At 65.0% G+C, this 26,721-nt stretch carries 25 protein-coding genes and 3 tRNA genes; 19 read left to right on the forward strand and 9 right to left on the reverse strand.

The window, feature by feature from the left end:
* Positions 1 to 10 precede the first annotated feature (10 nt).
* Genes coaBC through O0879_RS13515 form a run of 3 tightly spaced genes read left to right on the forward strand, consistent with a single transcriptional unit; the run spans position 11 to position 2,829 of the window.
* Positions 11 to 1,231 (forward strand): bifunctional phosphopantothenoylcysteine decarboxylase/phosphopantothenate--cysteine ligase CoaBC, encoded by a 1,221-nt coding sequence (gene coaBC, locus O0879_RS13505; RefSeq protein WP_099666824.1) that lies wholly within the window; start codon positions 11 to 13, stop codon positions 1,229 to 1,231.
* Positions 1,232 to 1,265: 34 nt separating this feature from the next.
* Positions 1,266 to 1,715: a dUTP diphosphatase gene (gene dut, locus O0879_RS13510; RefSeq protein WP_099666823.1), complete on the forward strand. Its 450-nt coding sequence runs from the start codon at positions 1,266 to 1,268 to the stop codon at positions 1,713 to 1,715.
* A gap of 10 nt (positions 1,716 to 1,725) precedes the next feature.
* Complete coding sequence (locus tag O0879_RS13515; protein WP_289916879.1) at positions 1,726 to 2,829, forward strand: M48 family metallopeptidase; 1,104 nt, start codon at positions 1,726 to 1,728, stop codon at positions 2,827 to 2,829.
* 82 nt (positions 2,830 to 2,911) lie between these two features.
* On the opposite strand, the gene O0879_RS13520 is transcribed toward O0879_RS13515, so the two are convergent.
* On the reverse strand, positions 2,912 to 3,052 hold the full coding sequence (locus O0879_RS13520; protein ID WP_162835767.1) for a hypothetical protein: 141 nt from the start codon (positions 3,050 to 3,052) through the stop codon (positions 2,912 to 2,914).
* Between the two features lie 100 nt (positions 3,053 to 3,152).
* Between O0879_RS13520 and O0879_RS13525 the strand changes: the two genes are divergently transcribed.
* The 5 genes from O0879_RS13525 (at position 3,153) to O0879_RS13545 (ending at position 6,907) form a co-directional block, all read left to right on the forward strand.
* Positions 3,153 to 4,160: an XdhC family protein gene (locus O0879_RS13525; RefSeq protein ID WP_289916880.1), complete on the forward strand. Its 1,008-nt coding sequence runs from the start codon at positions 3,153 to 3,155 to the stop codon at positions 4,158 to 4,160.
* 69 nt (positions 4,161 to 4,229) lie between these two features.
* Entirely contained in the window at positions 4,230 to 5,153 is a 924-nt protein-coding gene (locus tag O0879_RS13530; protein WP_289916881.1) for a DNA-3-methyladenine glycosylase 2, read from the forward strand.
* Between the two features lie 57 nt (positions 5,154 to 5,210).
* Positions 5,211 to 5,582, forward strand: a complete 372-nt coding sequence (locus tag O0879_RS13535; protein ID WP_289916882.1) for a hypothetical protein — start codon at positions 5,211 to 5,213, stop codon at positions 5,580 to 5,582.
* A gap of 21 nt (positions 5,583 to 5,603) precedes the next feature.
* Positions 5,604 to 6,125, forward strand: coding sequence for an RNA polymerase sigma factor (locus tag O0879_RS13540; protein ID WP_289916883.1), 522 nt, complete (start codon positions 5,604 to 5,606; stop codon positions 6,123 to 6,125).
* A 2-nt stretch (positions 6,126 to 6,127) separates the two neighbouring features.
* A complete protein-coding gene (locus O0879_RS13545) occupies positions 6,128 to 6,907 on the forward strand; it encodes an anti-sigma factor (RefSeq protein WP_354670186.1) in 780 nt (259 codons plus the stop codon).
* A gap of 43 nt (positions 6,908 to 6,950) precedes the next feature.
* Here O0879_RS13545 and mug read toward each other — a convergent pair whose 3' ends face one another.
* Positions 6,951 to 7,472, reverse strand: a complete 522-nt coding sequence (mug, locus tag O0879_RS13550; RefSeq protein WP_289916885.1) for a G/U mismatch-specific DNA glycosylase — start codon at positions 7,470 to 7,472, stop codon at positions 6,951 to 6,953.
* A gap of 152 nt (positions 7,473 to 7,624) precedes the next feature.
* Here mug and O0879_RS13555 point away from each other — a divergent pair, with 152 nt between their 5' ends.
* Positions 7,625 to 8,101 carry a (2Fe-2S)-binding protein gene (locus O0879_RS13555; protein ID WP_289903870.1) on the forward strand — a complete coding sequence of 159 codons (477 nt, stop codon included), beginning with the start codon at positions 7,625 to 7,627 and terminating at the stop codon, positions 8,099 to 8,101.
* Entirely contained in the window at positions 8,098 to 10,404 is a 2,307-nt protein-coding gene (locus tag O0879_RS13560) for a xanthine dehydrogenase family protein molybdopterin-binding subunit (RefSeq protein ID WP_289916886.1), read from the forward strand. The genes O0879_RS13555 and O0879_RS13560 overlap by 4 nt, the downstream gene beginning before the upstream one ends.
* Here O0879_RS13560 and O0879_RS13565 read toward each other — a convergent pair.
* A complete protein-coding gene (locus O0879_RS13565) occupies positions 10,401 to 11,606 on the reverse strand; it encodes an MFS transporter (protein ID WP_289916887.1) in 1,206 nt (401 codons plus the stop codon). The genes O0879_RS13560 and O0879_RS13565 overlap by 4 nt on opposite strands.
* Before the next feature lie 110 nt (positions 11,607 to 11,716).
* On the opposite strand from O0879_RS13565, the gene O0879_RS13570 reads away from it, so the two are divergent.
* Complete coding sequence (locus O0879_RS13570) at positions 11,717 to 12,505, forward strand: helix-turn-helix transcriptional regulator (RefSeq protein ID WP_289916888.1); 789 nt, start codon at positions 11,717 to 11,719, stop codon at positions 12,503 to 12,505.
* Between the two features lie 58 nt (positions 12,506 to 12,563).
* On the opposite strand, the gene O0879_RS13575 is transcribed toward O0879_RS13570, so the two are convergent.
* The 3 genes from O0879_RS13575 to O0879_RS13585 all read right to left on the reverse strand — a co-directional run bounded on the left by O0879_RS13575 (position 12,564) and on the right by O0879_RS13585 (position 13,120).
* Positions 12,564 to 12,640, reverse strand: a tRNA-Met gene (locus O0879_RS13575).
* Between the two features lie 163 nt (positions 12,641 to 12,803).
* Positions 12,804 to 12,880 (reverse strand) — tRNA-Met (locus O0879_RS13580).
* Between the two features lie 163 nt (positions 12,881 to 13,043).
* Positions 13,044 to 13,120: transfer RNA gene (locus tag O0879_RS13585), tRNA-Met, on the reverse strand.
* A 224-nt stretch (positions 13,121 to 13,344) separates the two neighbouring features.
* Here O0879_RS13585 and O0879_RS13590 point away from each other — a divergent pair.
* Genes O0879_RS13590 through O0879_RS13600 form a run of 3 tightly spaced genes read left to right on the forward strand, consistent with a single transcriptional unit; the run spans position 13,345 to position 15,453 of the window.
* Positions 13,345 to 13,923 (forward strand): NUDIX hydrolase, encoded by a 579-nt coding sequence (locus O0879_RS13590; protein ID WP_099666811.1) that lies wholly within the window; start codon positions 13,345 to 13,347, stop codon positions 13,921 to 13,923.
* A 30-nt stretch (positions 13,924 to 13,953) separates the two neighbouring features.
* Positions 13,954 to 14,670 carry a leucyl/phenylalanyl-tRNA--protein transferase gene (gene aat, locus O0879_RS13595; RefSeq protein ID WP_289916889.1) on the forward strand — a complete coding sequence of 239 codons (717 nt, stop codon included), beginning with the start codon at positions 13,954 to 13,956 and terminating at the stop codon, positions 14,668 to 14,670.
* Positions 14,671 to 14,730: 60 nt separating this feature from the next.
* On the forward strand, positions 14,731 to 15,453 hold the full coding sequence (locus tag O0879_RS13600; protein WP_099666809.1) for an arginyltransferase: 723 nt from the start codon (positions 14,731 to 14,733) through the stop codon (positions 15,451 to 15,453).
* 43 nt (positions 15,454 to 15,496) lie between these two features.
* Here the strand turns inward: O0879_RS13600 and O0879_RS13605 are convergent, their stop codons facing one another.
* The gene (locus O0879_RS13605) at positions 15,497 to 18,802 is read right to left on the reverse strand and encodes a S41 family peptidase (protein WP_289916890.1); all 3,306 of its coding nucleotides are present in this window, start codon (positions 18,800 to 18,802) and stop codon (positions 15,497 to 15,499) included.
* A 203-nt stretch (positions 18,803 to 19,005) separates the two neighbouring features.
* Here O0879_RS13605 and O0879_RS13610 point away from each other — a divergent pair, with 203 nt between their 5' ends.
* The 3 genes from O0879_RS13610 to O0879_RS13620 all read left to right on the forward strand — a co-directional run bounded on the left by O0879_RS13610 (position 19,006) and on the right by O0879_RS13620 (position 23,828).
* Positions 19,006 to 20,055, forward strand: coding sequence for a quinone-dependent dihydroorotate dehydrogenase (locus O0879_RS13610; protein WP_289916891.1), 1,050 nt, complete (start codon positions 19,006 to 19,008; stop codon positions 20,053 to 20,055).
* A gap of 9 nt (positions 20,056 to 20,064) precedes the next feature.
* Complete coding sequence (locus tag O0879_RS13615) at positions 20,065 to 21,111, forward strand: aldo/keto reductase (RefSeq protein WP_289916892.1); 1,047 nt, start codon at positions 20,065 to 20,067, stop codon at positions 21,109 to 21,111.
* Between the two features lie 296 nt (positions 21,112 to 21,407).
* The gene (locus tag O0879_RS13620; protein ID WP_289916893.1) at positions 21,408 to 23,828 is read left to right on the forward strand and encodes a TonB-dependent receptor; all 2,421 of its coding nucleotides are present in this window, start codon (positions 21,408 to 21,410) and stop codon (positions 23,826 to 23,828) included.
* A gap of 91 nt (positions 23,829 to 23,919) precedes the next feature.
* Here the strand turns inward: O0879_RS13620 and O0879_RS13625 are convergent, their stop codons facing one another.
* On the reverse strand, positions 23,920 to 24,477 hold the full coding sequence (locus O0879_RS13625; protein ID WP_289916894.1) for a PEP-CTERM sorting domain-containing protein: 558 nt from the start codon (positions 24,475 to 24,477) through the stop codon (positions 23,920 to 23,922).
* A gap of 353 nt (positions 24,478 to 24,830) precedes the next feature.
* Here O0879_RS13625 and O0879_RS13630 point away from each other — a divergent pair, with 353 nt between their 5' ends.
* Positions 24,831 to 25,442 (forward strand): DUF2185 domain-containing protein, encoded by a 612-nt coding sequence (locus tag O0879_RS13630; RefSeq protein WP_289916895.1) that lies wholly within the window; start codon positions 24,831 to 24,833, stop codon positions 25,440 to 25,442.
* On the forward strand, positions 25,439 to 25,792 hold the full coding sequence (locus O0879_RS13635) for an MmcQ/YjbR family DNA-binding protein (RefSeq protein ID WP_289916896.1): 354 nt from the start codon (positions 25,439 to 25,441) through the stop codon (positions 25,790 to 25,792). Before O0879_RS13630 ends, O0879_RS13635 begins: the two co-directional genes overlap by 4 nt.
* On the opposite strand, the gene O0879_RS13640 is transcribed toward O0879_RS13635, so the two are convergent.
* Complete coding sequence (locus O0879_RS13640) at positions 25,789 to 26,721, reverse strand: CysB family HTH-type transcriptional regulator (RefSeq protein WP_070256667.1); 933 nt, start codon at positions 26,719 to 26,721, stop codon at positions 25,789 to 25,791. The genes O0879_RS13635 and O0879_RS13640 overlap by 4 nt on opposite strands.

The following is a 26,721-nucleotide window of genomic DNA, read 5'->3' on the forward strand; positions in this document are numbered from 1 at the left end:
GGAGAACGGCATGGAACTGTCCGGCAAAAAAATCGTCCTGGGACTCTCGGGCGGCGTCGCCTGCTACAAGGCGGCGGAATTGTGCCGCGCGCTCACAAAAGCAGGCGCCTCGGTGCAGGTGGTGATGACGGATGCGGCCAGCCACTTCATCACGGCCGTCACGATGCAGGCCCTGTCCGGCCACCCCGTGCACACGAGCCAGTGGGATGCGCGCATAGCCAACAACATGGCGCATATCGATTTGACGCGCCATGCGGACGCGATTTTGATCGCGCCGTGTTCGGCCGACTTCATGCGCAAGCTGGCGCACGGCGTGTGCGACGACCTGCTGTCGACCCTGTGCCTGGCCCGTCCATCCCACCTGCCCCTGCTGGTGGCGCCGGCCATGAACGTGGAAATGTGGCAAAACCCCGCCACGCAACGCAATGTGCAGCAGCTGCGCGACGACGGTATCAAGCTGTTCGGCCCGGCCGCCGGCGAACAGGCGTGCGGTGAAACAGGCCTGGGCCGCATGCTGGAACCGGAACAGCTGCTGACGGAGCTGATCGCCGCCTTCCAGCCTAAGGTATTGGCGGGCAAGCGCGTGCTGGTCACGGCCGGCCCCACGTTCGAAGCCATCGACCCCGTGCGCGGCATCACCAATCTGTCCTCGGGCAAGATGGGCTATGCGGTGGCGCGCGCGGCGCGCGAAGCGGGCGCCGAGGTGCTGCTCATTTCCGGCCCCACGGCCCTGGACGCCCCCTTCGGCGTACGCCGCATCGACGTGCAAAGCGCGCAGCAGATGCACGACGCGGTACTCGCCCACGTCGACGGCCAGCATGTCTTCGTCGCCGTGGCCGCCGTGGCCGACTGGCGCGTGGCCAACGCCAGCGAACAAAAGATGAAAAAACAGGCCGACGGCTCCGTGCCCGAACTGCAGTTCGCGCAAAACCCCGACATCCTGGCCACTGTGGCGGCGCGCACCAACCTGGCCGGCTATCCGTACTGTGTCGGTTTTGCCGCCGAATCGGAAAACCTGGTGGAATTCGGCTCGACCAAGCGCGAAAAGAAGGGCATCCCCTTGCTGGTCGGCAATATCGGTCAGAACACCTTTGGCCAGGATGACAACACCATCATCCTGTTCGACGAAGAAGGCCATACCGTGCTGCCGCGCGCCTCGAAACTGAACCTGGCGCGCCAGCTGATTTCGGAAATCTCGAAGCGGCTGGCCAAGAATTCGCTGCTCAAATAACCTTTTACACGACTTAGCTTAGTTAGTTAGATTAATGAAAAATATCGACATCAAGATCCTCGACGCCCGCATGAAAGAAATGCTGCCGGCCTACGCCACCCCAGGCAGCGCCGGCCTGGACCTGCGCGCCTGCATCGACGAGGCGATCACCATCGAAGCCGGCCAGACCGTGCTCATTCCCACGGGCCTGGCCATCCACATCGGCGACCCCTCGTATGCGGCCATGATCCTGCCGCGCAGCGGCATGGGCCACAAAAACGGCATCGTATTGGGGAATCTGGTAGGCTTGATCGACTCCGATTACCAGGGCCAGCTGATGGTATCGACCTGGAACCGGGGCCAGAGCGCTTTCACGCTCAATCCCATGGAACGCCTGGCGCAACTGATTATCGTGCCGGTGCTGCAAGTGGGCTTTAACGTCGTCGAGGAATTCGGCGACAGCGAACGCGGTGTTGGCGGTTTCGGCAGCACCGGCAAACATTAAGGATTTTCTCATGCCAGGTTTCCGCCATCTGATCACAGCCCCAACTTCGCTGCGCCAACTGGCCACTCCCCTGCTGCTGGCCGGCGCGGCCATGCTGGCCGGCTGTACCACGCCAACGACGCATGTCAGCGGCCCGTTCAACGTGGTGCCGGCGCCCGATGCGCCCGCCCCGACGGCGCAGCAAAAGGCGGCGCAGGAAGAACTGGTGAAGATGGTGGCGCTGCAGGACCGCCTGTCGAAAGTCTCGGCGCCCCTGCTGATCAACAATGCGGACCTGTGCAAGACGTATGCGCGCAACTTGCTGGGCTTCACGGCGCAAAACAAGTATTCCTACCCCGGCATCTATGCCGACGCGGCGCAGGCGGCCCTCGGCTACGGCGAACAGATGCAAGTCTCCGGCGTCTTGCCGGGCAGCGGCGCCGCACGCGCCGGCTTGCGCAAGGGCGACGGCTTGCTGGCAGCCGAAGGCAAGCCGCTCCCGGCCGGCCCGAAGGCGGAAGGCCCGTTTGGCGCCATCGTCGGCCCGCTGGCCTCGAAAAGCGCCAGTCTGAACATGACCATCGCTCGCGACGGTCAGCAGCAGGACCTGAAGATTCCCGTCACGCGCGCCTGCGCCTTCCGCGTCGCGCTGGGCAATGCGGACAATATCAACGCCTACTCGGACGGCGCGCGCATCATGCTCACGCGCGGCATGGTCAATGCGGCGCAAAACGACGAAGGCATCGCCTTTGTCATCGCCCGCGAAATGGCGCACAACATCCTCGACCATGCGCGCAGCCAGCGCACGGCAGGGACGGCCGGCAGCATCATCGACAGCCTGGGCGCCGTGCAGCCCGACGTGTCGATGCTGACGGGCGCCGCCGGCATCAAGGCCATGCCGCAGGAACTCGACGTGCAAGCCGACACGCTGGCCATCTACCTGCTGGCGCGCGCCGGCTACAACGTCGACAACGCGGCCCGCTTCTGGCAGGGCCTGGCCACGCAAGTGCCGGCCACAGTCGCCAACGGCTACACGGCGCTGCATCCGGGCACCAACTCGCGCATGGCCGCCGTCAACCGCGCCGTCACCGACGTGCGCGCCAAGCAGGCGGCGAAGAAACCGCTCAAGCCTTAAAACGCCTGCCATAAGCTACTGCGCGTCGCGCTTTGCGGTCTGCGATGCTCACTGTGCTCAATCCTGATCAAACAGGGTTTGCTCAGGCTCCCGGGAAGTTGGGGAAGTAGGTGCCCATGATCCAGGTCAGGGCACCGCAGAACACGACGGCTAGGAACAGGACAATGAGCAACTTGCCGAACTTGGGGATACCCTCTTCTTGCGTCTTGACTTCATTTGACATGAAAATTCTCCGCAGGGTGGTGGAACAGGTAGTATATCCACAATCTTAAATACTTTTCCATACTTTGCCGCAAACATGCGGCATGTAACTCGCGCGCGCCATGGACAGCATCGACCTTGAAGTTCTGAAAACCAGCGCCGCCTGGCTCGCCGCCGGCCGCCGCTGCGAACTCGTCACCGTCATCAAGACCTGGGGTTCCAGCCCCCGTCCCGTGGGCGCCACCCTGGCCATCTGCGACGATGGCACAGTGGTCGGTTCCGTGTCCGGCGGCTGCATCGAAGATGACCTGATCGACACCGTGCGCATGCACGGCATCGTGCGCAGGCAGCCCGAAATCGTCAGCTACGGCATCAGCGCCGACGAGGCGCACCGCTTCGGCCTGCCCTGCGGCGGCACCATCGAACTGGCCATCGAGCCGCTGCACGCGGGCAGCCGCGTGGCCGAACTGCTGGCGCGCCTGGAAGCCCATGAACTCGTCGAGCGCCGCCTCGATCTGCGCAGCGGCGCGGTCACCCTGCGCCGCGCCGCGCCGGGCGCCGTGCTGGCCCTGGAAGACGGGGCGCTCACCACGCAGCATGGCCCGCGCTGGCGCTTGCTGATCATCGGCGCCAGCCAGCTGTCGCGCTTCGTGGCGCAAATCGCCACGGCCATGGATTACCACGTCATCGTCTGCGACCCGCGCGAGGAATACCGGGGCGGCTGGAACGTACCGGGCGTGCCCCTGCTGCACGCCATGCCGGACGACCTGGTGCTGGAATTAAAGCTCGACAGCCGCAGCGCCGTCGTCGCCCTCACGCACGACCCCAAGCTCGACGACCTGGCCCTGATGGAAGCATTGAAATCCCCAGCGTTCTACGTGGGCGCCATCGGCTCGCGCGCGAATAACGCCAAGCGGCGCGAACGGCTGCTGCAGTTCGACGTCAGCACCGAGCAGCTGGCGCGCCTGCACGCCCCCATCGGCCTGTACATCGGCAGCAAGACGCCGGCCGAAATCGCCATTTCCATCCTGGCCGAACTGACGGCCGTGAAAAACGGCGTGCCCGATGCGCTGCAAATCCAGCACGCGGCCGCCTTGACGCCGCCCAACCCTGACCTCTGCGTGCGCTGACGCCTGCAAAGCAAGAAACGGGATGCGCCAGCATCGTCCCCCTGATACCTTCCCCGACTTTGGCCCGCCATGACCCTGCTGCACTGGACCCTCCCCCTGCCCGCCGGCTACCGCCGCGACGATGTCATCGCCTTCCACAGCCGGGATACGCAAGCCGTGGCGGAACAAGTCACGCCGACAGGCCTGCGCAAGGGCATCCTGCTTGCCGGCGTCCCCGTCATACTGGACGTGGCCTTCACGCAGGATGCCGCCATTTGCCAGGCAGACCTCGACGACAATGACGACACCGTCGCCGACCTGCAAACGCCGCTGCACGGCGCCCTGCTGAACATCCTCGGCCTGCGCATCGACCCGCAGCCGTTCGCGCAACTGGCCGCCGCCGACCCGCTGCTGGCGCCCTTGATCCGCGTCAACCCGGGCTTGCGCATCGTGCAATCGGCCAGCCCCTTCGAAGCGCTGACCTGGGCCATCATCGGCCAGCAAATCAACCTGTCGTTCGCCATTTCCCTGCGCCGCACCTTCATCGTGCAGGCGGGACGCCAGCATGGCAGCGGCTTGTGGTGCTACCCGGAGGCGCGCGACGTGGCGCGGCTATCCGTCGAGGATTTGACGAGCCGCAAATTCTCGCGCGCCAAGGCGGAAACCGTGCTGCGCCTGGCGCATCTCGTCAACGATGGGGAACTGTCGCTGGAGCTGCCCCCCTCCGGCGACGTGGCGGCCATTTCGCAGGCGCTGCTGGCCGTGAAGGGCATCGGCCCGTGGACCGTCAACTATGCGCTGCTGCGCGGCTACGGCTATGCCGACTGCTCGCTGCACGGCGACGTGGCCATCCGCGCCGCCCTGCAAAAGCTGCTCGGCGAAGAGGTCAAGCCGGACATGGCGCGCACGGAGCAGTGGCTGCGCCAGTACGCGCCGCACCGCACCATGGCCGCCGCCCACCTGTGGGCCAGCCTGCACGCGCCGGAAAAAAATATTTTGCCGGCCGGGGAATAAACGGCGGGCGGCACGCGTCTATCCCTTGCAAGCCCCCAAAACCTCAAGGAGACCACCATGCGCTTTACCACTTTTGCCGCCACCGCCCTTTTCACCGCCTTGTCCGCCCCGCTGGCCTTTGCGGCCGACGCCATGCCCGCCAACGGCATGCTGGTCAACGCCAGCGGCATGACCGTGTATGTGTTCGACAAGGATGTCGCCGACAGCGGCAAGAGCGCCTGCAGCGGCGGCTGCCTGGTGGCCTGGCCCGCCGTCATCGCCACCGAAGCGGCGCCCGCCGCCCCGTATGGCAGCATCAAGCGCGAAGACAACGGCGCCATGCAGCTGACCTACAAGGGCAAGCCCCTGTACCTGTACAAGGAAGACAAGAAACCGGGCGACGCGGCCGGCGACAATTTCAAGAACGTGTGGCACGTCGTCAAGCCTTAAGCACGCCATCCCGCCGCTACGATGACCACGCAAGAGGACAGCCGCCAGCTGCAAGCCTGCCTGCCCGGCCTGCGCCGTTACGCGCGCGCGCTGGCGGGCGCCGCGCACGCGGACGACCTGGTGCAGGACACCGTGGAGCGGGCCTGGCGCAAGTTCGACCAGTGGCAGCGCGGTGGCGAGATGCGGCCCTGGCTGTTTTCCATCATGCATAACCTGCACGTGGATCAACTGCGCCGCCCCGGCCTGGCGCTGCAGGAGCTCGACGACGACGCCCTGCTGCCTGCGCCGGAGCGCGCGCCGGGACAGGCCATCGCCATCGGCGAAATGGATGCGGCGCTGGCCCGTTTGCCGCTGGGGCAGCGCGAAGTCATCCTGCTCGTCGCGCTGGAGCAGATGCCGTACGAACAGGTGGCGTCCACGCTGGGTATCCCCGTCGGCACCGTCATGTCGCGGCTGTCGCGCGGGCGCGAGCGGCTGCGCGAACTGCTCGACGGCCGCCCTGCCGGCAGCCAAGGCGCCCCTACCCTGAAAGTCGTGAAATGATAATGCAAGCCATCAGCGAAGCGCAATTGCACGCCCTGGCCGACGGCGTCCTGCCCGAGGAGCAGCGCGCGGCCATCGACGCCCACCTGCGCGCGCATCCCGAGGACGCCGCCAGGGTGGACGCGTGGAGCGAACAGAACCGGCAATTGCGCGCCCTGTTCGATCCCGTGCTGGACGAAGCCGTGCCGCCGGCCCTGCGGCAGGCGGCATCGCCAGCGGCGGCGAACGGCGCCTGGCGCCGCCCCGCCATGCAGGCGGCAGCGGCCATCGTGCTGCTCATCGCCGGCGGCGCGGGCGGCTGGCTGCTGCGCGGCAGCGATGGCACGAGCGCCAGCGCCAGCCCCCTGACCCTGGCGCGCAGCGCCGCCATCGCCCATGCCGTCTACACGCCCGAAGTGCGCCACCCCGTCGAGGTCGGAGCGGCGCAGGAAGCGCACCTGGTGCAATGGCTGTCGAAACGCCTGGGCACGCAACTGCAGCCGCCCGCGCTGTCGCCACTCGGCTATCACCTGATCGGCGGGCGCTTGCTGCCCGGCGATGGCGATGGCCCCGTTGCGCAATTCATGTACGAAGATGGCGGTGGCAAGCGCCTGACCCTGTACGTGGCCAAGGAACGGGCGGGCAGGCAGGAAACGGCTTTCCGCTATACGCAGGAAAAGGACCTGAGCGTGTTTTACTGGATCGACGGCCAGCTCGGTTATGCCCTCTCGGCGAGCCTGCCCAAACGGGAACTGGGCAAGATCGCCGACGCCGTGTACGCGCAGCTGGAGCAAGCCCGCTAAGCCCCTCCATCCATGCGCAAGTGCGCTGAACGCCAGTCAAGTATCAGCCCAGCGCGCGCTTGAGTTCCGCATATGCGTCGACCAGCCGCTCCTTCGAATAGCCGCGATTGAGGCCACTCGGATTGGGCAAGATCCACACGCGCGCGCCGCCGAAGCGCTCTGGCTGCTCACCCCACTCCAGCTGGCGTTTTCCCGTCATCGCCGCGTAGGCGGCCTTGCCCAGGAAGGCGATCCACTGCGGCTGCGCCCATGCCAGCTTGTGCCGCAGGCCCGCCGCCGCTTGCGCAAATTCGTCCTTCCCCACCTGCTCAGCGCGGCTGGTCGGACGCCCGACGGCCGCCGTCAAGCCCAGCCCGAAACCGAGCACGCTGGCATCGTCCTGCGGCGCCACCAGGTGCGGCGTGAAGCCGGCCAGGTGCAGCACGGGCCAGAAGCGGTTGCCGCGGCCGAGAAAATGGTGGCCGGCCGCCGCCGCGTCCACGCCGGGATTGAGGCCGCAAAAAACCACCTGCAAGCCGGGAGCGAGGATGTCGGGCAAGCCCGGCGCCGTTGTGGGGTATGTCATGGAAAACTCCGATATCAGAAACCGCAGTATGCCACTGGCGCCATCTCCTGCAGCGCGGGGCGAGCGGTGCTACCATCCCCTACTGATGCGCTAATCCGTTTGGCGGATGGCCGTCGCGCTGTCCCGCACCATCCCCACTCCGAGGAATACACATGACGACCCTGACCATCAATGGCAAGCAGCACGACCTTGCACTGCCTGAAGACACGCCCCTGCTGTGGGCCCTGCGCGACGAACTGGGCATGACCGGCACCAAATTCGGCTGCGGCATGGCCCTGTGCGGCGCCTGCACCGTGCACCTCGATGGCGAAGCCATCCGCTCCTGCGTGACGCCCATGTCGGCCGCCGCAGGCAAGAAGATCACCACCATCGAAGCGGTGGGCGAAGACAAGGTCGGCCTTGCGCTGCAACAAGCCTGGCAGGAACACGGCGTGCCACAATGCGGTTACTGTCAGGCCGGGCAAATCATGTCGGCCACGGCCCTGCTCCACAAGACGCCAAGACCGAACGACCAGCAAATCCGCGAAGCGATGAGCGGTAATATCTGCCGCTGCGGCACCTACACGCGCATCCACGCGGCCATCAAGCAGGCCGCAAGCAGCATCCACGCAAAAGGAGCGGCCAAATGAGCATGCATGACACTGCCGCCGCACATTCGCCTGCGCGGCGCAACTGGCTCAAGGCCGCCGGCGCGCTGGCCGGCTTGACCCTGGTGGCCGGCCCTTCCGGCCTCGTGATGGCGGCCGATGCCGTCAAATACGGCGGCGACAATATGGCTGGCGGCGTGGTCGACGACACCCTGGTCTTCCTGTCGATCGGCGCCGACGGCATCGTCACCATCGTGGCGCACCGCTCCGAAATGGGCCAGGGCATCCGCACCAGCCTGCCCATGGTGGCGGCCGACGAACTGGGCGCCGACTGGGCGCAGGTGCGCGTGCAGCAGGCGCCCGCCGACGAAGCGCGCTACGGCAGCCAGGATACGGACGGCTCGCGCAGCATGCGCCACTCGTTCCGCGCCATGCGCCACGTGGGCGCCACAGCGCGCCTGATGCTGGAAACGGCGGCCGCCGTGCGCTGGGACGTACCCGTGACCGAAGTGAAAGCCGTCAATCACGCGGTCGTGCATGCGGCCAGCGGACGCTCGCTGTCCTTCGGCCCGCTGGCCGAAGACGCGGCCAGATTGCCCGTGCCGCCACGCGCGCGCATCAGCCTGAAAACGGCGGGCGAGCTGCGCTACATCGGGCAAACCAGCACGCGCGGCATCGACTTGCACGACATCGTCACGGGCAACACCCACTTCGGCATCGACACGCGCCTCGATGGCATGGCGTATGCCGTCATCGCCCGTCCGCCCGTCTTCGGCGGCAAGCTGAAAAGCGTGGACAAGACGGCGGCCCTGAAAGTGCCGGGCGTGCTGCGCATCGTCGAACTGGCGGGCAGCCCGCCGCCGGCCATGTTCAATCCCCTGGGCGGCGTGGCCGTCATCGCCAGCAACACCTGGGCCGCCATCAAGGGCCGCGAAGCGCTGGTGCTGGAATGGGACGACGGTCCGAATGGCGGCTACGATTCGAAAGCCTTCCGCAAGACGCTGGAAGCGGCCGTGCGCCAGCCGGCCAACCCGGCGCGCGACCAGGGCAAGACGGTGGCGACCTTGGCCGCCGCTCCCGCCGCGCGAAAATTCAGCGCCGAGTACTATCTGCCCCACCTGGCCCACGCCACCATGGAGCCGCCCGCCGCCACCGTGCGCATCGCCAACGGCAAGGCCGAAGTGTGGGCCTGCGTGCAGGCGCCGCAGGCGACGCGCAGCAACGTGGCCAAGGCCCTGGGCCTGACGTATGACGACGTGACCGTCCACGTGACCCTGCTCGGCGGCGGCTTCGGGCGCAAATCGAAACCCGATTTCGCCGTCGAGGCGGCACTGCTGTCGAAAGCCATGGATGGCGCGCCCGTCAAGCTGACGTGGACGCGCGACGACGACCTGCAGCACGACTACCTGCATACGGTATCGGTCGAACGGCTGGAAGCGTCGCTCGACGCGAAAGGCATGCCGACGGCCTGGCTGCACCGCACGGCCGCCCCCACCATCACGTCGACCTTCGCCGCCGGCGCGAACAAGCAGGCGCCGTTCGAACTGGGCATGTCGGCGATCAACGTGCCGTTCGCCATTGCGAACATCCGCGTCGAAGTGCCCGAGGTGCCTGCCCACACGCGCATCGGCTGGTTCCGTTCCGTGTCGAACATCCCGCACGCGTTTGCCATCCAGTCGTTCACGGCCGAACTGGCGCATGCGGCGAAGAAGGACCACCGCGACTACCTGCTGGCGCTCCTGGGCCCCGCGCGCAAGATCAACCCGGCCGACCTGTCCGACGGCTGGAACTATGGCGAAGACCCGGCGAAGTATCCGGTCGATATCGGCCGCATGCGCCACGTGATCGAGCTGGCGACGGCCAAGGCGGGCTGGGGCCGCAAGCTGCCCAAGGGACGGGGCTTGGGCCTGGCCGTGTCCTACAGTTTCGTTACCTATGTGGCGGCCGTGATCGAAGTGGAGATCAATGCGGCCGGCGAAGTCATCGTGCCCAGGGTCGACATCGCCATGGATTGCGGCCCGCAGATCAACCCGGACCGCGTGCGCTCGCAGATCGAGGGCGCCTGCATCATGGGCCTGTCCCTGGCCATGAGCGGCGAAATCAGCTTTAAAAATGGCCGGGTCGAGCAAAGCAATTTCCACGACTACGCCGTGCTGCGCGCCGCCGACGCGCCGCGCGTGATCCACACGCACCTGGTGCCGGGCACCCTGGACATGGAGCTGGGCGGCGTGGGCGAGCCGGCCACGCCGCCCATCGCGCCCGCCCTGTGCAACGCCATCTTCGCCGCCACGGGCAAGCGCATCCGCGCCCTGCCCGTGGGTATGCAACTGGCGAAGAAAGGCTAGCCGCGCCGCGCCGCCGGCAACTGCAGCAGCAAGGCGGCGGCGGCGACCAGGGCGGCGCCGGCCGCCAGCAGCCACATGGGCCAGTCCAGCAGGAGCAGCACCCCGCCCGTGGCGGCGCCGATGGCGCTGCCCAGGTACAGCGCCGATTCGTTGAGGGCGATGGCCAGGTTGCCGTCGCCCTGGCGCGCGCGCACGGCCAGCAATTGCTGGTTTTGCGGCACTTGCAGGGCCCAGCCGGCCGCGCCCCACAGCACGATAGGCGCGAGCATCAGCCAGGCCGACCAGCCGGCCGCCAGCGGCAGCGCGCCCAAGGCCAGCGCCAGCAGCAGCAAGATGAGCCAGGTCAGTTTCGGCGCCGCCACCTTGTCCGCCCATGGCCCGACCAGTACGCTGCCAACGATCCCCCCCACGCCCCACGCCCACAGGAAGGGCGTGGCGGAGATCGCCAAGCCCTGCGCCGACCACGCCAGCAGCGGCGCAATGAAGGTGTACATGCCCAGGCTGGCGACGGCCGCCAGCAAGGAAACGAGCAGGATGGCCAGCACCTGCCCGTCGGCCAGCAAGGCCAGCTTGCGGCGCAGCGAGATGGCCGGCGCGGACGATGCGGCAGGCAGCGCGGGCAGCTTCCACAGCAAGCCCGCCAGCGCCAGCGCACCGAGAAGCGCCACCAGCCACAGGGCCGCGGCCCAGCCCAGCTGCTGCGCCAGCAGCAAACTCAAGGGCACGCCCAGCACCGTGCCGCCCGCCATGCCGCCCATGATCGCGCCGATGGCCTTGCCCCGCTGCTGCGGCGCCGACACGCCCGCCGCCGCCGCGATGCCCAGCGCCAGGTACACACCCGCACCGATGCCGGCGATGGCGCGCCATGCCAGCAGACTGCTGAAACCGGGCGCCAGCGCGCTGGCCCCGTTCGCCAGCACGAACACGCCCAGGGCGACCAAAAGGCCGGAGCGCTGCGCGCGCGCCGGCAGCAAGGCCACCATCAGCGGCGAGCCGAGGCCATAGGCCAGCGTAAACGCCGTCACCAGTTGCGCCGCCATCGCCAGGGAAACGGAAAACGCGCCGGCGATCATCGGCATCAAGCCTGCCGTCACATACGACGCCATGCCCAGCGCGAACGCGCCCACGGCGATCAGGTAGACGGTGGCGGGCAGCACGGCGGCGGAAGTGCCAGTACTGGCGTGAGAAGAATAATCGGACATGGGCAAGCCTTCGGGAAGAAAGCAGGCATTCTGGAATACAATATAAACAATTACAATTTAACTGTTTATGCTATTACTGATAGCAACAGGCTTACCTGAAAGGCAGCACCATGCGCACTTTGGCCCGCACCCGCCACGAACTGGCCGCCTACCTGCAGGCGCGCCGCGCACGCCTGTCGCCGGAAGACGTGGGCTTGCCCGGCGGCGGGCGGCGCAGGACGCCCGGCTTGCGCCGCGAAGAAGTGGCGGCGCTGGCCGGCGTGGGACTGACCTGGTACACTTGGTTGGAACAGGGGCGCGACATCGGCGTCTCGAGCGCCTTTCTCGACAAGCTGGCCGAAGTGCTGAAACTGGACGCGGGCGAACGCCGCCACCTGTTCCTGCTCGCGCATGCGCGTCCGCCGGCCGAAGAGGGCAAGACGTTTTGCGTGGTGCCGCCGCTGGTGCGCCGCCTGATGCACGAACTGGCGCATCCCGCGTATGTGCTCAACCTGCGCTGGGACGTGCTGGCGTTCAATGCGGGCGCGGACGCCCTGTTCGGCTTCGGCGCGCATGTGCCGGCGCGGCGCAATCTGCTATGGCTCTTGTTTACCGATCCGCTGCTGCGCTCGCGCTTCATCGGCTGGGAAGAGCAGGCGCCGCTGATGCTGTCGAGCTTTCGCCGCGACTATGCGCGCGCCACACAGGAAGCGGACATCCATGCGCTGGTGGACGAACTGGAAAAAGTCTCGCCCGAATTCAAGCTGTGGTGGCGCCGCCACGACGTGCATGCGCCATGTGCCGGCGTGCGCTGCCTGGACGTCGGCGGCGAAGGCATCGCATATGAGCACACCTCGCTGACCATCGATGCGGACCGCCACCTGCGGCTGGTCGTGTATGCGCGCCAGGTGCCAGAGTAAACACTGCCGCGCAACGAAAAAACGCTGACCCTCTTGCGAGGAATCAGCGGCTTCGAATTGGTTGCGGGGACAGGATTTGAACCTGTGACCTTCGGGTTATGAGCCCGACGAGCTGCCAGACTGCTCCACCCCGCAGCAGAATTATATACCAGATTGTTGCGAGGCGTAAAGGGCAAGATTTGACAATTGCATGCGCGCCCCGCCTCGCGGAGATTGCCGATGGGCAAATGATGGGGAGCGCCAGGCGGAAATGAAAAAAACCGCCGATCTTTTGCAAGAATCAGCGGCTTTCCGATATTGGTTGCGGGGACAGGATTTGAACCTGTGACCTTCGGGTTATGAGCCCGACGAGCTGCCAGACTGCTCCACCCCGCAGCAGAATTATATACCAGATTGTTGCGAGGCGTAAAGGGCAAGATTTGACAATTGCATGCGCGCCCCGCCTCGCGGAGATTGCCGATGGGCAAATGATGGGGAGCGCCAGGCGGAAATGAAAAAAACCGCCGATCTTTTGCAAGAATCAGCGGCTTTCCGATATTGGTTGCGGGGACAGGATTTGAACCTGTGACCTTCGGGTTATGAGCCCGACGAGCTGCCAGACTGCTCCACCCCGCACAAGAATTATAAGGGCAAACAGGTGGCTTAGGCAATAGCTATCTCAACTTAGACTGCAATAGAGCCATTTTATTAAAAATGCGTTCCAAAGTGCGTCAAGCAGCTTGGCCAATTGCCAGTTGGCATTGTGTCCGCCCGTCACGCCACGCCGCACGCAATCGGTGTACAGTAAGCGGTGTACAGTAAGCGTTACACTAGACATCATTCTTTTCCTAAGCCCGCCCATGAAATTCTGCTCCGAATGCGCCCATCCTGTCAGCCTGTCCATCCCGGAAGGCGACAACCGTCCGCGCTATGTGTGCGCCAACTGCGACGCCATCCATTACCAGAACCCGAAAATGGTGGTCGGCTCGATTCCCGTCTGGGAAGAGGATGGCCAGTTGCAGGTCTTGCTGTGCAAGCGGGCCATCGAACCGCGCCTGGGCTACTGGACCCTGCCGGCCGGCTTCATGGAAAACGATGAAACGACGTCGGATGCGGCCGAACGCGAAACGGTGGAGGAAGCGGGCGCCAATATCGAACTGGGGCCCCTGTTCTCGCTGCTGAACGTGCAGCGCGTGCACCAGGTGCACCTGTTCTACCTGGCCCGCCTGCGCGACCTCGATTTCGCGCCGGGCATCGAAAGCCTGGACGTGCAGCTGTTTACGGAAGCGCAGATACCCTGGGATGACCTGGCCTTCCCCACCATCCGCGCCACCCTGGAACTGTTCTTTGCCGACCGCGTGAAAATCCGCGAAGGCGGCAGCTACGGCGTGCATACGGGCGACATCACGCGCCCCATGGCGCGCACGGATGCAGAATAAGCTCCCCTCACCTGCCACCTTTGACGCCGCATGATTCCCTGGCTCGACATCCACACCCCGTTCCCCGACGTCTCGCGCGCCCTGACCGACGAGGCGCCCGGCCTGCTGGCGGCCGGCGCCGACCTGTCGCCCGCGCGCCTGCTCGACGCCTACCGGCGCGGCATCTTCCCCTGGTTTTCCGAAGGCCAGCCTATTTTGTGGTGGAGCACCGATCCGCGCATGGTGCTGATGACGGAGCATTTCAAGGTCTCCGACAGCCTGGCCAAGGCGATCCGCAAGGTCGAGCGCAGCGCCGCCACGGACGGGCGCTGGCAGCTGCGCTTCGACGGCGATTTCGACGCCGTCATGCGCGCCTGCGCGGCGCCGCGCAAGGATGGCCCGGGCACGTGGATTTCCGATGAAATCATCGCCGGCTACACGGGCTTGCACAAGCTGGGCTACGCGCACTCGTCGGAACTGTGGCTGGACGGGGAACTGGTGGGCGGCGCGTATGGCGTGTCGATCGGGCGCATGTTCTATGGCGAGTCGATGTTCGCGCGCGTGACGGATGGCTCGAAGATCGCGCTGGCGCACCTCGTCCGCTTTTTGCAGGCGCGCGGCGTGACCATGATTGACTGCCAGCAAGAAACAAGACACCTGGCGTCGCTGGGCGCGGCGCCCATTTCTCGCGCGCGCTTCCTCGCCCATGTGCGCGTCGCCATTGAAGCAGCGCAAATCACGGATTGGCAGGCTGCACCGCCGGCATAAAAAAGCTATGATATCTCCACGCAGACTTCCATTGCCGCGGACAGACCAGACAGGATCAGCATGACGCACCTGAACGAACTACCGTTTGCCACCCTGCAGTTCTACACGACGGCGCCCTACCCGTGCAGCTACCTGGACGACCGCCAGGCCCGCTCGCAGGTGGCCACGCCCTCGCACCTGATCAACAGCGACGTGTATTCGGAACTGGTGCGCAACGGCTTTCGCCGCAGCGGCATTTTTACTTACCGCCCGTATTGCGATGGCTGCCAGGCCTGCATACCCGTGCGCGTCGTGACGGGCGAGTTCACCCCGAACCGCAACCAGCGCCGCGCCTGGAGCCGCCACGCCGACCTGCAGGCGGGCGTGGCCACCCTGTCCTTCCTCGACGAGCACTACGAGCTGTACCTGCGCTACCAGAGCACGCGCCACGCGGGCGGCGGCATGGACCAGGACAGCCGCGACCAGTACGCGCAATTCCTGCTGCAAAGCCGGGTCAACACGCGCCTGGTGGAGTTTCGCGATGCCGAAGGCATCCTGCGCATGGTCAGCATCATCGACGTGCTGGCCGACGGCCTGTCGTCCGTCTACACCTTTTTCGATCCGGACGTGCCAGGCGCCTCCTACGGCACCTACAACGTGCTGTGGCAAATCGCCCAGGCGCGCGAACTGGGCCTGCCCTACATCTACCTGGGCTATTGGATAAAGCAAAGCCCGAAGATGGCGTATAAAATCAATTTCAAGCCGCTGGAAGCACGGATCAAGGGGCAGTGGGTCATCCTGTAAAAAAAGGGGCTCGCGCCCCTTTTTTCATGCCTGCCGTACCGGCTTACCTGCTCTTGTCCGGAAACGCAGGACGCTTGGGCTGCACGGGCGGATTCTTTGCCAGTTCGGCCTGGATCACCTCGATCGCCTTTTCCAGCTGCGGATCGCGCCCGGCGATGACGTCGGCCGGCGTTTGCTCGACGTCGATATCGGGCGGCACGCCTTCGTTTTCCACGCCCCAGCCATTCTCGCGCGTCCAGAACGCCAGATTCGGCGCCGTGATGAAGCCGCCGTCCATCAGCACGGGGAAGCCCAGCACCCCCACCAGGCCGCCCCACGTCGCCTTGCCGATCAGCGGACCCATGTTGTTTTTGCGGAACATCCACGGCAGCAGGTCGCCGCCCGAACCGGCCGTCTCGTCGATCAGCATGGCGCGCGGCCCCTGGATCGACGCGGACGGCGTCTTCATGTCGGCGCCATAGCGCATGGTCCACCAGGCGATTTCCTTCTTCTGCAGTATCTCGATGTAGTAATCGGCCACGCTGCCGCCGCCGTTGAAACGCTCGTCGACGATGATGGCCTGCTTGTCCGCCTGCGGGAAGAAATAGCGCTTGAAGTAGGTGTGGCCCAGCCCCGCCGTATTCGGCACGTACACATACGCTACCTTGCCGCCCGTGGCCGCATTGACCTTGCGCATATTGCCTTCGATCCAGTCTCGGTTGCGCAAGGCATCCTCGGTCGGCACGGGCACCACGGTGATGGTGCGCGCGCCCTTGCCGTCGGCCGACGGCCCCACGGTCAGGTCGATGGCCTTGCCGGCCGTGTTCTCGAAGGCACTGTAGATATTCGTCGGCGGCAGTAAAGGACGACTGTCGACGGCCAGCAGGTATTCGCCCGCCTTGACGTTCAGGCCCGGCTCCGTCAGCGGCGCGCGCAGGGCCGGATTCCAGTTCAAGCCGCCATACACCTTCTTGAAGCGGTAATGGCCGTCGCGCACTTCATAATCGGCGCCCAGCAAGCCCCCCGGCACCTTCTTCGCCTCGATAAAGTCGTCGCCGCCGCCGCCCCGGTGGTGGCCCACGGCCAGTTCGCTGCACATCCACTGTATCAATCGGTTCAAGTCCGCGCGGCTGGACAGCTCGGGCAGGAACACGGCGTACTTGTCGCGCATGGCCTTCCAGTCCACGCCATGCATGCCCGGGTCGTAGAAATAGTCGCGGTTGATGCGCCACACCTCGTTGAAAATCTGCGTCCATTCGGCGCGCGGATCGGCCTTCACTTCGATGGCGTCGACCTTGATCTTGCCTTCTCCCGGCGCCAGCAGCTTGCCCGTGGCCGACCCCATGGCCCAATTGTCCTTCTGGCGGTACAGCAGCTTCTTGCCGTCGGCCGAGACCTCGAAATCATCGGCTTCCGCCACCACGGTTTCCGCCTTGCGCTCCTTCAGATCGAAGCGCTGCACGGCCTTCTTGCCGTCGCTTTCGCGCAGCAGGAAGATTTGCCCCGCAGCGCCAGCGGTCAGGCTGGAGAATTGCGCGGCCGGCAGCGGCAAGTCGACGATGCGCGTGGCGATGCCGTCGAAATCGATGTGGATCGGCGCCACCGGCGCCACGACCACTTTCGGGTCGTCGCGCCCCGTCTTCGGGTCTACCTTCGGCTCGCTCTTCGCTTCCCCCTTTGCCGTGTCTTTTTTACTCTCCGCGCCGGCGGCCTTTTCCTCGTCGCTTTCCTTGATCAGGGGCGATGGCAAGTCGCGCCGCAGCACGGCCATCCACACGGTGCGCGTCACCAGATTGTCTTCGTTCTGCTGCGAGAACCAGTTGTTGCTGGGGCCAGCATTCGTCGAAGCGAAGAAGTACAGGTATTTGCCGCTCTTGTCGAACACGGGCTGGGCCACGTCGGACAAGCCGTCGGTCACCGGCATCGACTTGTTCTGCTCGACGGAATAGATGTAGGCGCTGCGCGTGTAGGTGGGCGAATTGAGCGTGTAGGCCAGCCAGCGCGAATCGGGCGCCCACGAGGCGCGCATGCTCTTGTCGACGCCATACATCGGCTCCGTGGCGATTCTTTGCACCTTGCCCGTGCCGACATCGATCACATACATGCTCCAGCCATTGTCGGCAAACGCGATCTTCCTGCTGTCGGGCGACCAGACGGCGTTGTCATAGAAACCGCTGCCATTGAGCTTGAGCTTTTTCACGGCGCCCTTGCCGTCCTGCGAGCGCACATGCAGTTCATATTCTCCCGACTCGTCCGAGAAATACGCGACCGAGCGGCCATCGGGCGACCAGATGGGCGTGCGCTCGTGGGCGCCGGCCGTCTGCGTCAGGTTGCGCACGTCGCCCTTGTCGGCGGGGATGGTGACGATTTCGCCCCGGTATTCGAAGGCGATGCGCGCGCCCGACGGCGAAATCGACGCGTCGCGGATGTATTTCGCGTTCTTGACCCAGCGGGGGCGCGCCTGCCCCAGGTCGCTGGCCACGGCGATGGCCAGCTTGTGCGCCTGGCCGCTGGCGATATCGAGCGAGTGCAGATAACCGGCCTGCTCGTAGACGATGGTGCCGTTCGCCGCCGACGCGTTCAGCACGGGGAAATCCTTGTGCTGCGTCAACTGGCGCACGGCTTTCGTCTTGACGTCGTAGGCAAACAGGTTGAATTCGCCGTTGCGGTCCGAGCGGAAGTACACGGTATCCTTGATCCACATCGGGTCGACGTCGTTCGAGCGCGTCGTCGGCTGGGGGATTTTTTCAATCGATTTGTCGCTGGACGAAAATAGCCACAGCCAGGAATTGGTGCCGCCCCGGTAGCGCTTCCACTGCTTGAAGGCGGGCGCCAGCGGGTTGTAGGCGATGCGCTGGCCATCGGGCGAATACGTGGCGCGCGAGGCGTTGGGGATTTCCAGCTGGGTCTCCACGCCGCCCGCCACCGGCACCGTGAACAGCTTCTGGAAGCGGTTGTTGAAGGCGGCGCGGGGCGAGGTGAACATCACGGACTGGCCATCGGGCGTAAACGATTGCGCCAGATCAACACCCGGGTGGAAGGTCAGGCGGCGCGGCACGCCGCCCGCCGCGGCGATCACATACACGTCGACATTGCCGTCGATGTTGGCGCTATACGCGATCAGGCTGCCGTCGGGCGAAAACACGGGGTTCGATTTGTCGCCCAGGTCGGAGGTCAGGCGCCGCGCGCCGCCGCCGTCCAGGTTCGACAGCCATACATCGCCCGCATAGATGAAGGCGATGTGGCGGCTGGAGACGGCCGGTTCGCTCAGCATGCGGGTGTCTTGCGTATTGGGCAGGGCCAGGGCCGGATGGCTCAGCAGCAGTGCGCTGGCGGCCGCGATGGCGGTCAGGATGCGTGTCTTTTTCAATCGATGTCTCGCTTATGAAGTCAACAGAACAGAGAAAAAACAGGAAGGTCCACGGTCGAATGCGAATTATCAAGGATTCAATATTGCATTAGACCAACAAGAACTATACACCCGGCAGCCGCGCGGAACACGGTAAAATACGCCACTTATTTCGCGCGCCGCCAGCCCTTCCCGGCAGCCCGCATACCTACTCAAAGCGCCCCATGTCTGAAAAATTCCTGTACTCCCTCGCCCGCCCCTTGCTGTTTTCGATGGATGCCGAAGCGGCCCACCATCTCACCCTGCCCGCCCTGAAACGCGCCAGCGCGCTGGGCCTGACGAAGCTGGCCGGCAAACCGGCGGCGGACCCGCGCACGGTGATGGGCATCACCTTCCCGAACCCGGTCGGCCTAGCCGCCGGCCTGGACAAGGACGGCGCCTACATCGACGCGCTGGCCGACCTGGGTTTTGGCTCCATCGAAGTGGGTACCGTCACGCCGCGCGCGCAGGCGGGCAATCCGAAACCGCGCATGTTCCGCCTGCCGCAGGCGCAGGGCATCATCAACCGCATGGGCTTTAACAATGGCGGCGTGGATGCGTTTGTCGCCAATGTGCAGGCGTCGAAGTTCTTCCAGAACCGCGCCGGCGTGCTGGGCCTGAACATCGGCAAGAACGCCGACACGCCCATCGAGCGCGCGGCCGACGACTACCTGCTGTGCCTGGAAAAAGTCTACCCCTACGCCAGCTATGTGACGGTGAACATCTCGTCGCCGAACACCAAGAATTTGCGCCAGCTGCAGGGCGCGTCGGAACTCGACGCCCTGCTGTCGCAGCTCAAAGATGCGCAGGCGCGCCTGGCGGACAAGCACAAGCGCTACGTGCCGCTGGCCCTGAAAATCGCGCCGGACATGGATGGCGAACAGGTGAAGAGCATCGCCGAGTCGCTCACGCGCCACCAGATCGACGGCGTCATCGCCACCAACACGACCCTGTCGCGCAGCGCCGTCGAAGGCATGCCACACGGCGCGGAAGCGGGCGGCCTGTCGGGCGCGCCCGTGTTCGAGCTGTCGAACAATGTCATCCGCCTGCTGAAGGCGGAACTGGGCGACGCGCTGCCCATCATCGGCGTGGGCGGCATCATGCAGGGCAGCGACGCCGTGGCCAAGTTCGAGGCGGGCGCGCAGCTGGTGCAGCTGTACAGCGGCCTGATTTACGCCGGTCCCGCGCTGATCAAGGATTGCGCGCGCGCGCTGCACGGCAAGCAGGCCCGCTAAGGACGGCGCATGGAAAAGATCAAGCTGGGTACCAGCAGCCTGGAAGTCAGCAGGATCTGCCTGGGTACGATGACCTTCGGCGAACAGAACACGGAAGCCGAAGCGCACAGCCAGCTCGATTACGCGCTGGAACGGGGCATCAACTTCATCGACACGGCCGAGATGTATCCGGTGATGGCCAGCGCGCAAACGCAGGGCAGCACCGAGCGCCACATCGGCAGCTGGCTGAAGAAAAGCGGCAAGCGCGGCAACATCGTGCTGGCCAGCAAGGTGGCCGGGCCGAATTCGCGCATGCACTGGATACGCAAGGGCAAGACGGATCACGACGCGGTCAATATCCGCGCCGCCGTCGAAGACAGCTTGCGCCGGCTGCAGACGGAGCACATTGACCTGTATCAATTGCACTGGCCCAGCCGCAACCTGCCCATCTTCGGCGCCAGCGTATACAACCCGCGCAAGGAGCACGCTTGCGTCGCCATCGAAGACACGCTGGCCGTGCTGGGCAAGCTGGTCGAGGAAGGCAAGATCGGCCACATCGGCGTGTCGAACGAATCGTCGTGGGGCGTGTGCGAATACATCAAGCAGGCGGAACTGAAGGGCTTGCCGCGCATCGCCTCCATCCAGAACCTGTACAACCTGACGGCGCGCCATTTCGAGACGAGTTTGCTTGACGAAACCTGCCACCGGGAAAATGTCAGCTTGCTGGCCTACAGCCCGCTGGCGTTCGGCCAGCTGACGGCGAAATACCTCGACGATCCGCAGGCCAAGGGCCGCCTGACGCGCTTTCCGGCCGGCTGGAGCCCCCGCTACGTGCGCCCCGCCACCATCGCGGCCGCCGGCCAGTATGCGGCGCTGGCCCGCGCGCACGGCTTGACGCCGGCGCAGCTGGCGCTGGCCTGGTGCTACACGCGCTGGTTCGTGGCCTCCACCATCATCGGCGCCACCAGCGTGGAGCAGTTGCAGCAAAATATCGACGCCCATCAAGTCACCCTGTCGCCGGAACTGGTTGCGGCCGTCGACGCCATCCACGCCAGCCTGCCCAATCCGGGACAGTAGGCTCGCTCCGTCTGGCGGCGCATGCCGCCGCCAGACTCCCCACGCTCATCGCAGATAGTCGCATTTATACAACAGCTGGCAATTTACTGCCGTGCAGCATTGCAGCCTTGCCATGCCCGGCCGTATGCTGGAAACGAGGCCATATGCGCTACCCGCGTCATTCGGACGCGTATCAGACATTTATTGCATATCGATAGACAGAACGATTCGTAAGCACGCCACAGGCCCACTGTTACTCTGATGTCATCACCGGACCGCCATGGTCCGCGTAACCACCAACCGAAGAGATATTGTCGATGAGTTCAAGCACCGCCCGCTCCCAGCTTCCCGCCCTGCCCATGAAAACCGTTATCGCCGCCAGCCTGATCGCCTGCTTCAGCCTGCCAATGCAGGCGCAAGCGCAGCAAGAGCTGCCGGCCGAAGGCGAATTGCAATCGGTGGTGGTCACCGGCACCTTCGCCAAGAACCGCCGCACCATCGATTCCGAATCGCCGATCGACATCCTCACCTCGCGCGACCTGCAAAGCACGGGCTCGGCCGAACTGGCCACCGTGCTTGCGCGTTTGCTGCCCTCGCTGAACTTCGCCCGCGCCACGGGCGCCGACGCCAGCGACGCCGTGCGCCCTGCCCAGCTGCGCGGCCTGTCGCCCGACCAGACCCTGGTGCTGGTGAACGGCAAGCGCCGCTACACGTCGGCCGTCGTCAACGTCAACGGTTCCCTGGGCCGCGGCTCGGCGCCCGTCGACCTGAACGCCATCCCCCTGGCCGCCATCGACCACGTGGAAGTGCTGCGCGATGGCGCGGCGGCCCAGTACGGCTCCGACGCCATCGCCGGCGTGATCAACATCATCCTGAAAAAAGGCGCGGCCGGCGGCGACGTCGAAGTGGGCTATGGCCAGACGCAGGAACGCGACGGCAAGCAAAAATCCATCAAGGGTTCGGCCGGCTTCGCCCTGGGGGAGGACGGCTGGGTGCGCATCTCGGCGGAAGTGGCCGACCGCGACCCGACCAACCGCGCCGGCGCCGACTTCCGCAACCCATTGGAACCGCGCTACGGCAAGGTCAACCAGCGCTATGGCGACCCGGAAAGCAAGCCGGCGACGATTTTCCTCAACAGCGAATACCGCATCAGCGACAACCTCGACTGGTATGCCTTCGGCAACTATGGCAAGCGCGACACGTCGGCTGCCGCCACGTGGCGCACGGCGCTGATCCAGGATTCCGTCACCAAGGCGTATTCGCAGCGCACGCCGATCTACCCGGAAGGCTTCTTGCCGCTGCAAAACAGCACGCTGACGGACCAGTCCATCGTCACGGGCTTGCGCGGCGAAGCCGCCGGCTGGCGCTGGGATGCCAGCCTCAATTACGGCAGCAACAAGTTCGAGCTGGACCTGGACAACACGGTCAACCAGTCGCTGGGCGCGAACAGCCCCACGCATTTCTATGCGGGTTCGCTGAAAAACGAGCAGACCGTGTTCAACCTCGATGCGGCGCGCGAATTCCCCGTCGCCGCCTTCTCCGGCCCGCTGACGGTGGCCGTCGGCGCCGAAGCACGCCATGAAAAGTACAGCATCGGCGCAGGCGACGCAGCGTCGTACACGGGCGGCGGCTCGCAAGGCTTTGCCGGCTTCCGTCCTGCCAACGCGGGCAGCCATTCGCGCCACAACGAATCGATCTATGTGAACCTGGAAGCGGAAGCGACGAAGAAACTCTCGGGCGGCGTAGCCTTACGCCATGAGCGCTACAGCGATTTCGGCAGCACTACCTCGGCCAAGGGTTCCGCCCGCTATGCGTTCACAGATGCGCTATCCCTGCGCGGTACGGTATCGAGCGGCTTCCGCGCACCATCGCTGGCGCAGCAGTACTACACCATCACCACCACCAACTTCCAGGTCATCAACGGCAACAATACGGCCATCGAGACGGGCACCTTCGCCGTCAATACGCCGCAGGCGCGCGCCCTCGGTGCACAGGACCTGAAACCGGAAAAGGCCCGCAACTACAGCCTGGGCCTGCAGTTCCAGCCCAGCCGCAACTTCACGACGACGGTGGACGCCTACCGCATCGACATCGACAACCGCATCCTGTTCTCGGCCAACCTGGCGCTGAACGACAAGCTCAAGGCCCAGTTGGCCGCGCAAGGCACGCCGGTGGGCGCGGCGCGCTACTTCACCAACGCCGTCGACACGCGCACGGAAGGCGTGGACATCGTCAGCACCTACCGCATCGACTTGCAGGAGAAGGACCGCCTGGACCTCACCGTGGCGTACAACCACAACAAGAGCACGGTACGGAAAATCGCCGACAATCCGGCCATCCTGACGGCCAACAATCTGAAACTGATCGACCGCCAGAGCATCGACCGCATCACGGTGGCGTCGCCGAAGGACAAGTTCAGCCTGGCCGCCGACTACAGCTTCGGCATCTGGAATGCGCACGGCGTCGTGACGCGCTACGGCAGCTTCACCGTACCGCAAAATGACGTCAAGCTGGACCAGACGTACGACCCGCAATGGGTGCTGGACGTGTCCGGTTCCGTGAAGCTGGGCAAGAACTGGCGCCTGGTGGCCGGCATCGACAACGTCACCAACCGCTACCCGGCGCAAGTGACGAGCGCGGGCAACCTGAACGTCAACGGCACCCAGCCCTACAGCATCTTCGCGCCGAACGGCTTCAACGGCCGCTATTACTACGCCAAGGCCGGCTATAGCTGGTAAATGGCGCTCTGCCATGCAAAAAGCCTGGAACGCATCGCGTTTCCAGGCTTTTTTTCATGCGTCAGCGCATGCGCCCGCAGGCGCTGCAGGCTCAGGCGCGGCGGCGGCGCGCGGCAAATCCGACCAGGCCAAGGCCCAGCATCAGCATGCCGTAGGTCGCTGGCTCAGGCACTGCCGAAACCGAATTGAACGCGCGGAAATTGCTCAGGCCACGCGGCAGGTTGGCAATGGTGACAACCGTATTGGCGGCCAGCGGCGTGTCCCAGTGGAACAACAGTTCGCCACGGCCATAATGCACGGCCAGGTAGTCAAAGCTGGAGTTGACGGTGAACGAACCAGAGTTGCTGCTGGCCAAGTCGCCCTGGGCGGCAAAGACCAAGGAGCCGGTACCGCTGGACGGCAGGCCGAACGTGCTGCTGACCAAACTCTGGATGGCGGCCGCGCTTTGCGCGCCGGGCGGGTTGGCGCCGTCATAGACCCAAACCGAGTCCGCTGCCACGCTGCCATAGGTGACGGTCTTGCCGCCCACCGAAAAGCCCGTCATGGCAGGATCGGTGATTTCCACCCAGCTCGCCGCCTGGGCCAATGGCGCCAGGCAAGCCGCGGCGGTCAGGCAAAGACCCAGCAACGCGCGTTTGGTCATGTTCATATATTCCCCTGATATAAATATTTCAATAATTGCAATTTTAATTATTTTTCTATCACTCTCACATCGCAGAGCAAAAGATATCATTCAGGAAATCGAAATACAATAAAAGAAACAATTTTTACCATTGGCATTTTCAATTGGCCTTATCGATTTATGGCCGGTGCCGGCTATCGCGGGGCATGCAGCCCTCCCTGCCATGTCCGGGCGCCGCTCCTGGCAGCAGGATTGTTGTAGATCGGCACATGCCAGATAGCGGTGTAGCCCTGCGGCAACGGCAAGCCGGAAGGTAGGCGTGGTCATCCTGGCACGCAATCGGCTACCATGGGCCTTACTCTTCTTGATGACGGATAACCATGCCCAGCTGGCACCTGGCCGACGCCGCCGAACTGGCGGCGCGCCATCCCTACACCTTCTACAAATCGCCGCCCGAGGCCATCGCCCAGGTGCGCCCCGGCGAGGTGGTCAAGCTGATCTTCGCCTTCCACAGCGACGATCCGCAGGCACCCGGCGCCGAGCGCATGTGGGTGCTGGTCGACACAGTCGACGCCGGCGGCCACTTCACCGGCAAGCTCGACAACACGCCAGGCTACATCCGTGATCTGCAAGCCAAAGACCCCGTCGCCTTCGCGGCGCGCCACATCATCAATACGCAGCACGACGATGACGATAACCTCGTCAACCGCTATACGGGCCTGTGCTTCGTCACGAAAAAAGTGCTGGAAGACGGCGCGCCCGTCGGCTATCTGTACCGCGAGGAACCGGACAACGCCGACGACAGCGGCTGGCGCTTCACGGCGAATGATGAAAGCGACGACTACATCAACGACAGCGCCAACGTGGCCCTCGTGTCGCTGGGCGCCGTGCTCGGCGTGGATGACCGCTTCATTGCGCTGCTGGACGCACCCGCCGGCGCGGCCTATGCCTTCGACCATAACACCCAACAATTCATGGCGGTTGACGAATGACAAGTGATGAACTGAAAGACGTTTGCGCGGCCCTGCCCGGCGCACAAGCCGTGCTGTACGGTGCGCCGTCGAACATCCTCGTGTATGAAGTGAGCGGCAAGAAGTTTGCCTATTTTAAGACCAGCGCACCCGAGCAGTGGCGCTTCAGCCTGCGCGCCAGCGCCGGGCGCTTCATCGAACTGACGGACATGCCCGGCGTGAAACCGGCCCGCTACATGGGCCGCTTTCACTGGGTGACCATCGTCGACGTGGCGCACTTCCCGGCCGATTACCTGGCGGAACTGGTGCAGGATAGCTACGCGCGCGCCGTGGCCAGCCTGACGCGCGCGCAAAGGGCGGCCATCGCCTAGAGGGCGTCCTCGCCCGCCATCGCGCGGTCGATGTCTTCGCGCGTCAGGTCCGGCGCCAGCTGCAGGATGAACTCGTAGGCGTAGGCGCGCAGGTAGGCGCCCCGCCGGACGGCCAGGCGCGTCGTGTTGGTGGCGAACAGATGCGACGCTTCCACGGCCCGCAGCCCCTTGTCGCGGCCATGGTCGAAGGCCATCGAGGCGACGATGCCCACGCCCAGGCCCAGCGCCACGTATTGCTTGATGACGTCGGAATCCATGGCCGTCAGGATGATATCGGTCGCCACGCCAGCCTTGGCAAAGGCGTCGTCGATATGCCCGCGCCCCGTGAAACCCTTGTCGTAGGTAATCAGCGGATACTTCGCCAGGTCTTCCAGGCGGATGGGCGAATGTTCGAGCAGCGGATGGCCGTCGGGCACGACGATCAGATGGCTCCAGCGGTAGCACGGGAACGACACGAGGTCGGGGAACTGGCTCAAGCCTTCCGTGGCGATGCCGATATCGGTCTTGCCGGACAGCACCCATTCCGCGATGTGCTCGGGCGCGCTTTGTTGTAGCGCAATACGCACGTCGGGGAAAGCGGCGCGGAAGCTTTGCACCACTTTCGGCAACGCATAGCGCGCCTGCGTGTGCGTGGCCGCCACGGACAAGGTCCCGCTCGTCTGGCCGCTGTATTCGAGGCTGGCCTGCTGCAGGTTTTCCGCCTCGATCAAGAGACGGTCGACGATCTTCAGAATGCCCTTGCCCGGCTCCGTCAAGCCCGTCAAACGCTTGCCGTTGCGCTCGAAAATCACCACGCCCAGCTCGTCTTCGAGTTCGCGGATTTGCCGGCTCACGCCCGGTTGCGACGTGAACAGGGCGTTGGCCACTTCCGTCAGGTTATAGCCGCGGCGGGCCGCTTCGCGGATCGATCGCAATTGTTGAAAGTTCAT

Source organism: Janthinobacterium sp. SUN120 (assembly GCF_030397735.1).
Taxonomy (GTDB): Bacteria; Pseudomonadota; Gammaproteobacteria; order Burkholderiales; family Burkholderiaceae_D; genus Janthinobacterium; species Janthinobacterium kumbetense.

Excerpts from the sequence above, each read along its gene's own strand:
- coaBC (WP_099666824.1), top strand. The coding sequence starts at position 11 with ATGGAACTGTCCGGCAAAAAAATCGTCCTGGGACTCTCGGGCGGCGTC.
- dut (WP_099666823.1), top strand. The coding sequence starts at position 1,266 with ATGAAAAATATCGACATCAAGATCCTCGACGCCCGCATGAAAGAAATG.
- O0879_RS13515 (WP_289916879.1), top strand. The coding sequence starts at position 1,726 with ATGCCAGGTTTCCGCCATCTGATCACAGCCCCAACTTCGCTGCGCCAA.
- O0879_RS13520 (WP_162835767.1), bottom strand. The coding sequence starts at position 3,052 with ATGTCAAATGAAGTCAAGACGCAAGAAGAGGGTATCCCCAAGTTCGGC.
- O0879_RS13525 (WP_289916880.1), top strand. The coding sequence starts at position 3,153 with ATGGACAGCATCGACCTTGAAGTTCTGAAAACCAGCGCCGCCTGGCTC.
- O0879_RS13530 (WP_289916881.1), top strand. The coding sequence starts at position 4,230 with ATGACCCTGCTGCACTGGACCCTCCCCCTGCCCGCCGGCTACCGCCGC.
- O0879_RS13535 (WP_289916882.1), top strand. The coding sequence starts at position 5,211 with ATGCGCTTTACCACTTTTGCCGCCACCGCCCTTTTCACCGCCTTGTCC.
- O0879_RS13540 (WP_289916883.1), top strand. The coding sequence starts at position 5,604 with ATGACCACGCAAGAGGACAGCCGCCAGCTGCAAGCCTGCCTGCCCGGC.
- O0879_RS13545 (WP_354670186.1), top strand. The coding sequence starts at position 6,128 with ATGCAAGCCATCAGCGAAGCGCAATTGCACGCCCTGGCCGACGGCGTC.
- mug (WP_289916885.1), bottom strand. The coding sequence starts at position 7,472 with ATGACATACCCCACAACGGCGCCGGGCTTGCCCGACATCCTCGCTCCC.
- O0879_RS13555 (WP_289903870.1), top strand. The coding sequence starts at position 7,625 with ATGACGACCCTGACCATCAATGGCAAGCAGCACGACCTTGCACTGCCT.
- O0879_RS13560 (WP_289916886.1), top strand. The coding sequence starts at position 8,098 with ATGAGCATGCATGACACTGCCGCCGCACATTCGCCTGCGCGGCGCAAC.
- O0879_RS13565 (WP_289916887.1), bottom strand. The coding sequence starts at position 11,606 with ATGTCCGATTATTCTTCTCACGCCAGTACTGGCACTTCCGCCGCCGTG.
- O0879_RS13570 (WP_289916888.1), top strand. The coding sequence starts at position 11,717 with ATGCGCACTTTGGCCCGCACCCGCCACGAACTGGCCGCCTACCTGCAG.
- O0879_RS13590 (WP_099666811.1), top strand. The coding sequence starts at position 13,345 with ATGAAATTCTGCTCCGAATGCGCCCATCCTGTCAGCCTGTCCATCCCG.
- aat (WP_289916889.1), top strand. The coding sequence starts at position 13,954 with ATGATTCCCTGGCTCGACATCCACACCCCGTTCCCCGACGTCTCGCGC.
- O0879_RS13600 (WP_099666809.1), top strand. The coding sequence starts at position 14,731 with ATGACGCACCTGAACGAACTACCGTTTGCCACCCTGCAGTTCTACACG.
- O0879_RS13610 (WP_289916891.1), top strand. The coding sequence starts at position 19,006 with ATGTCTGAAAAATTCCTGTACTCCCTCGCCCGCCCCTTGCTGTTTTCG.
- O0879_RS13615 (WP_289916892.1), top strand. The coding sequence starts at position 20,065 with ATGGAAAAGATCAAGCTGGGTACCAGCAGCCTGGAAGTCAGCAGGATC.
- O0879_RS13620 (WP_289916893.1), top strand. The coding sequence starts at position 21,408 with ATGAGTTCAAGCACCGCCCGCTCCCAGCTTCCCGCCCTGCCCATGAAA.
- O0879_RS13625 (WP_289916894.1), bottom strand. The coding sequence starts at position 24,477 with ATGAACATGACCAAACGCGCGTTGCTGGGTCTTTGCCTGACCGCCGCG.
- O0879_RS13630 (WP_289916895.1), top strand. The coding sequence starts at position 24,831 with ATGCCCAGCTGGCACCTGGCCGACGCCGCCGAACTGGCGGCGCGCCAT.
- O0879_RS13635 (WP_289916896.1), top strand. The coding sequence starts at position 25,439 with ATGACAAGTGATGAACTGAAAGACGTTTGCGCGGCCCTGCCCGGCGCA.
- O0879_RS13640 (WP_070256667.1), bottom strand. The coding sequence starts at position 26,721 with ATGAACTTTCAACAATTGCGATCGATCCGCGAAGCGGCCCGCCGCGGC.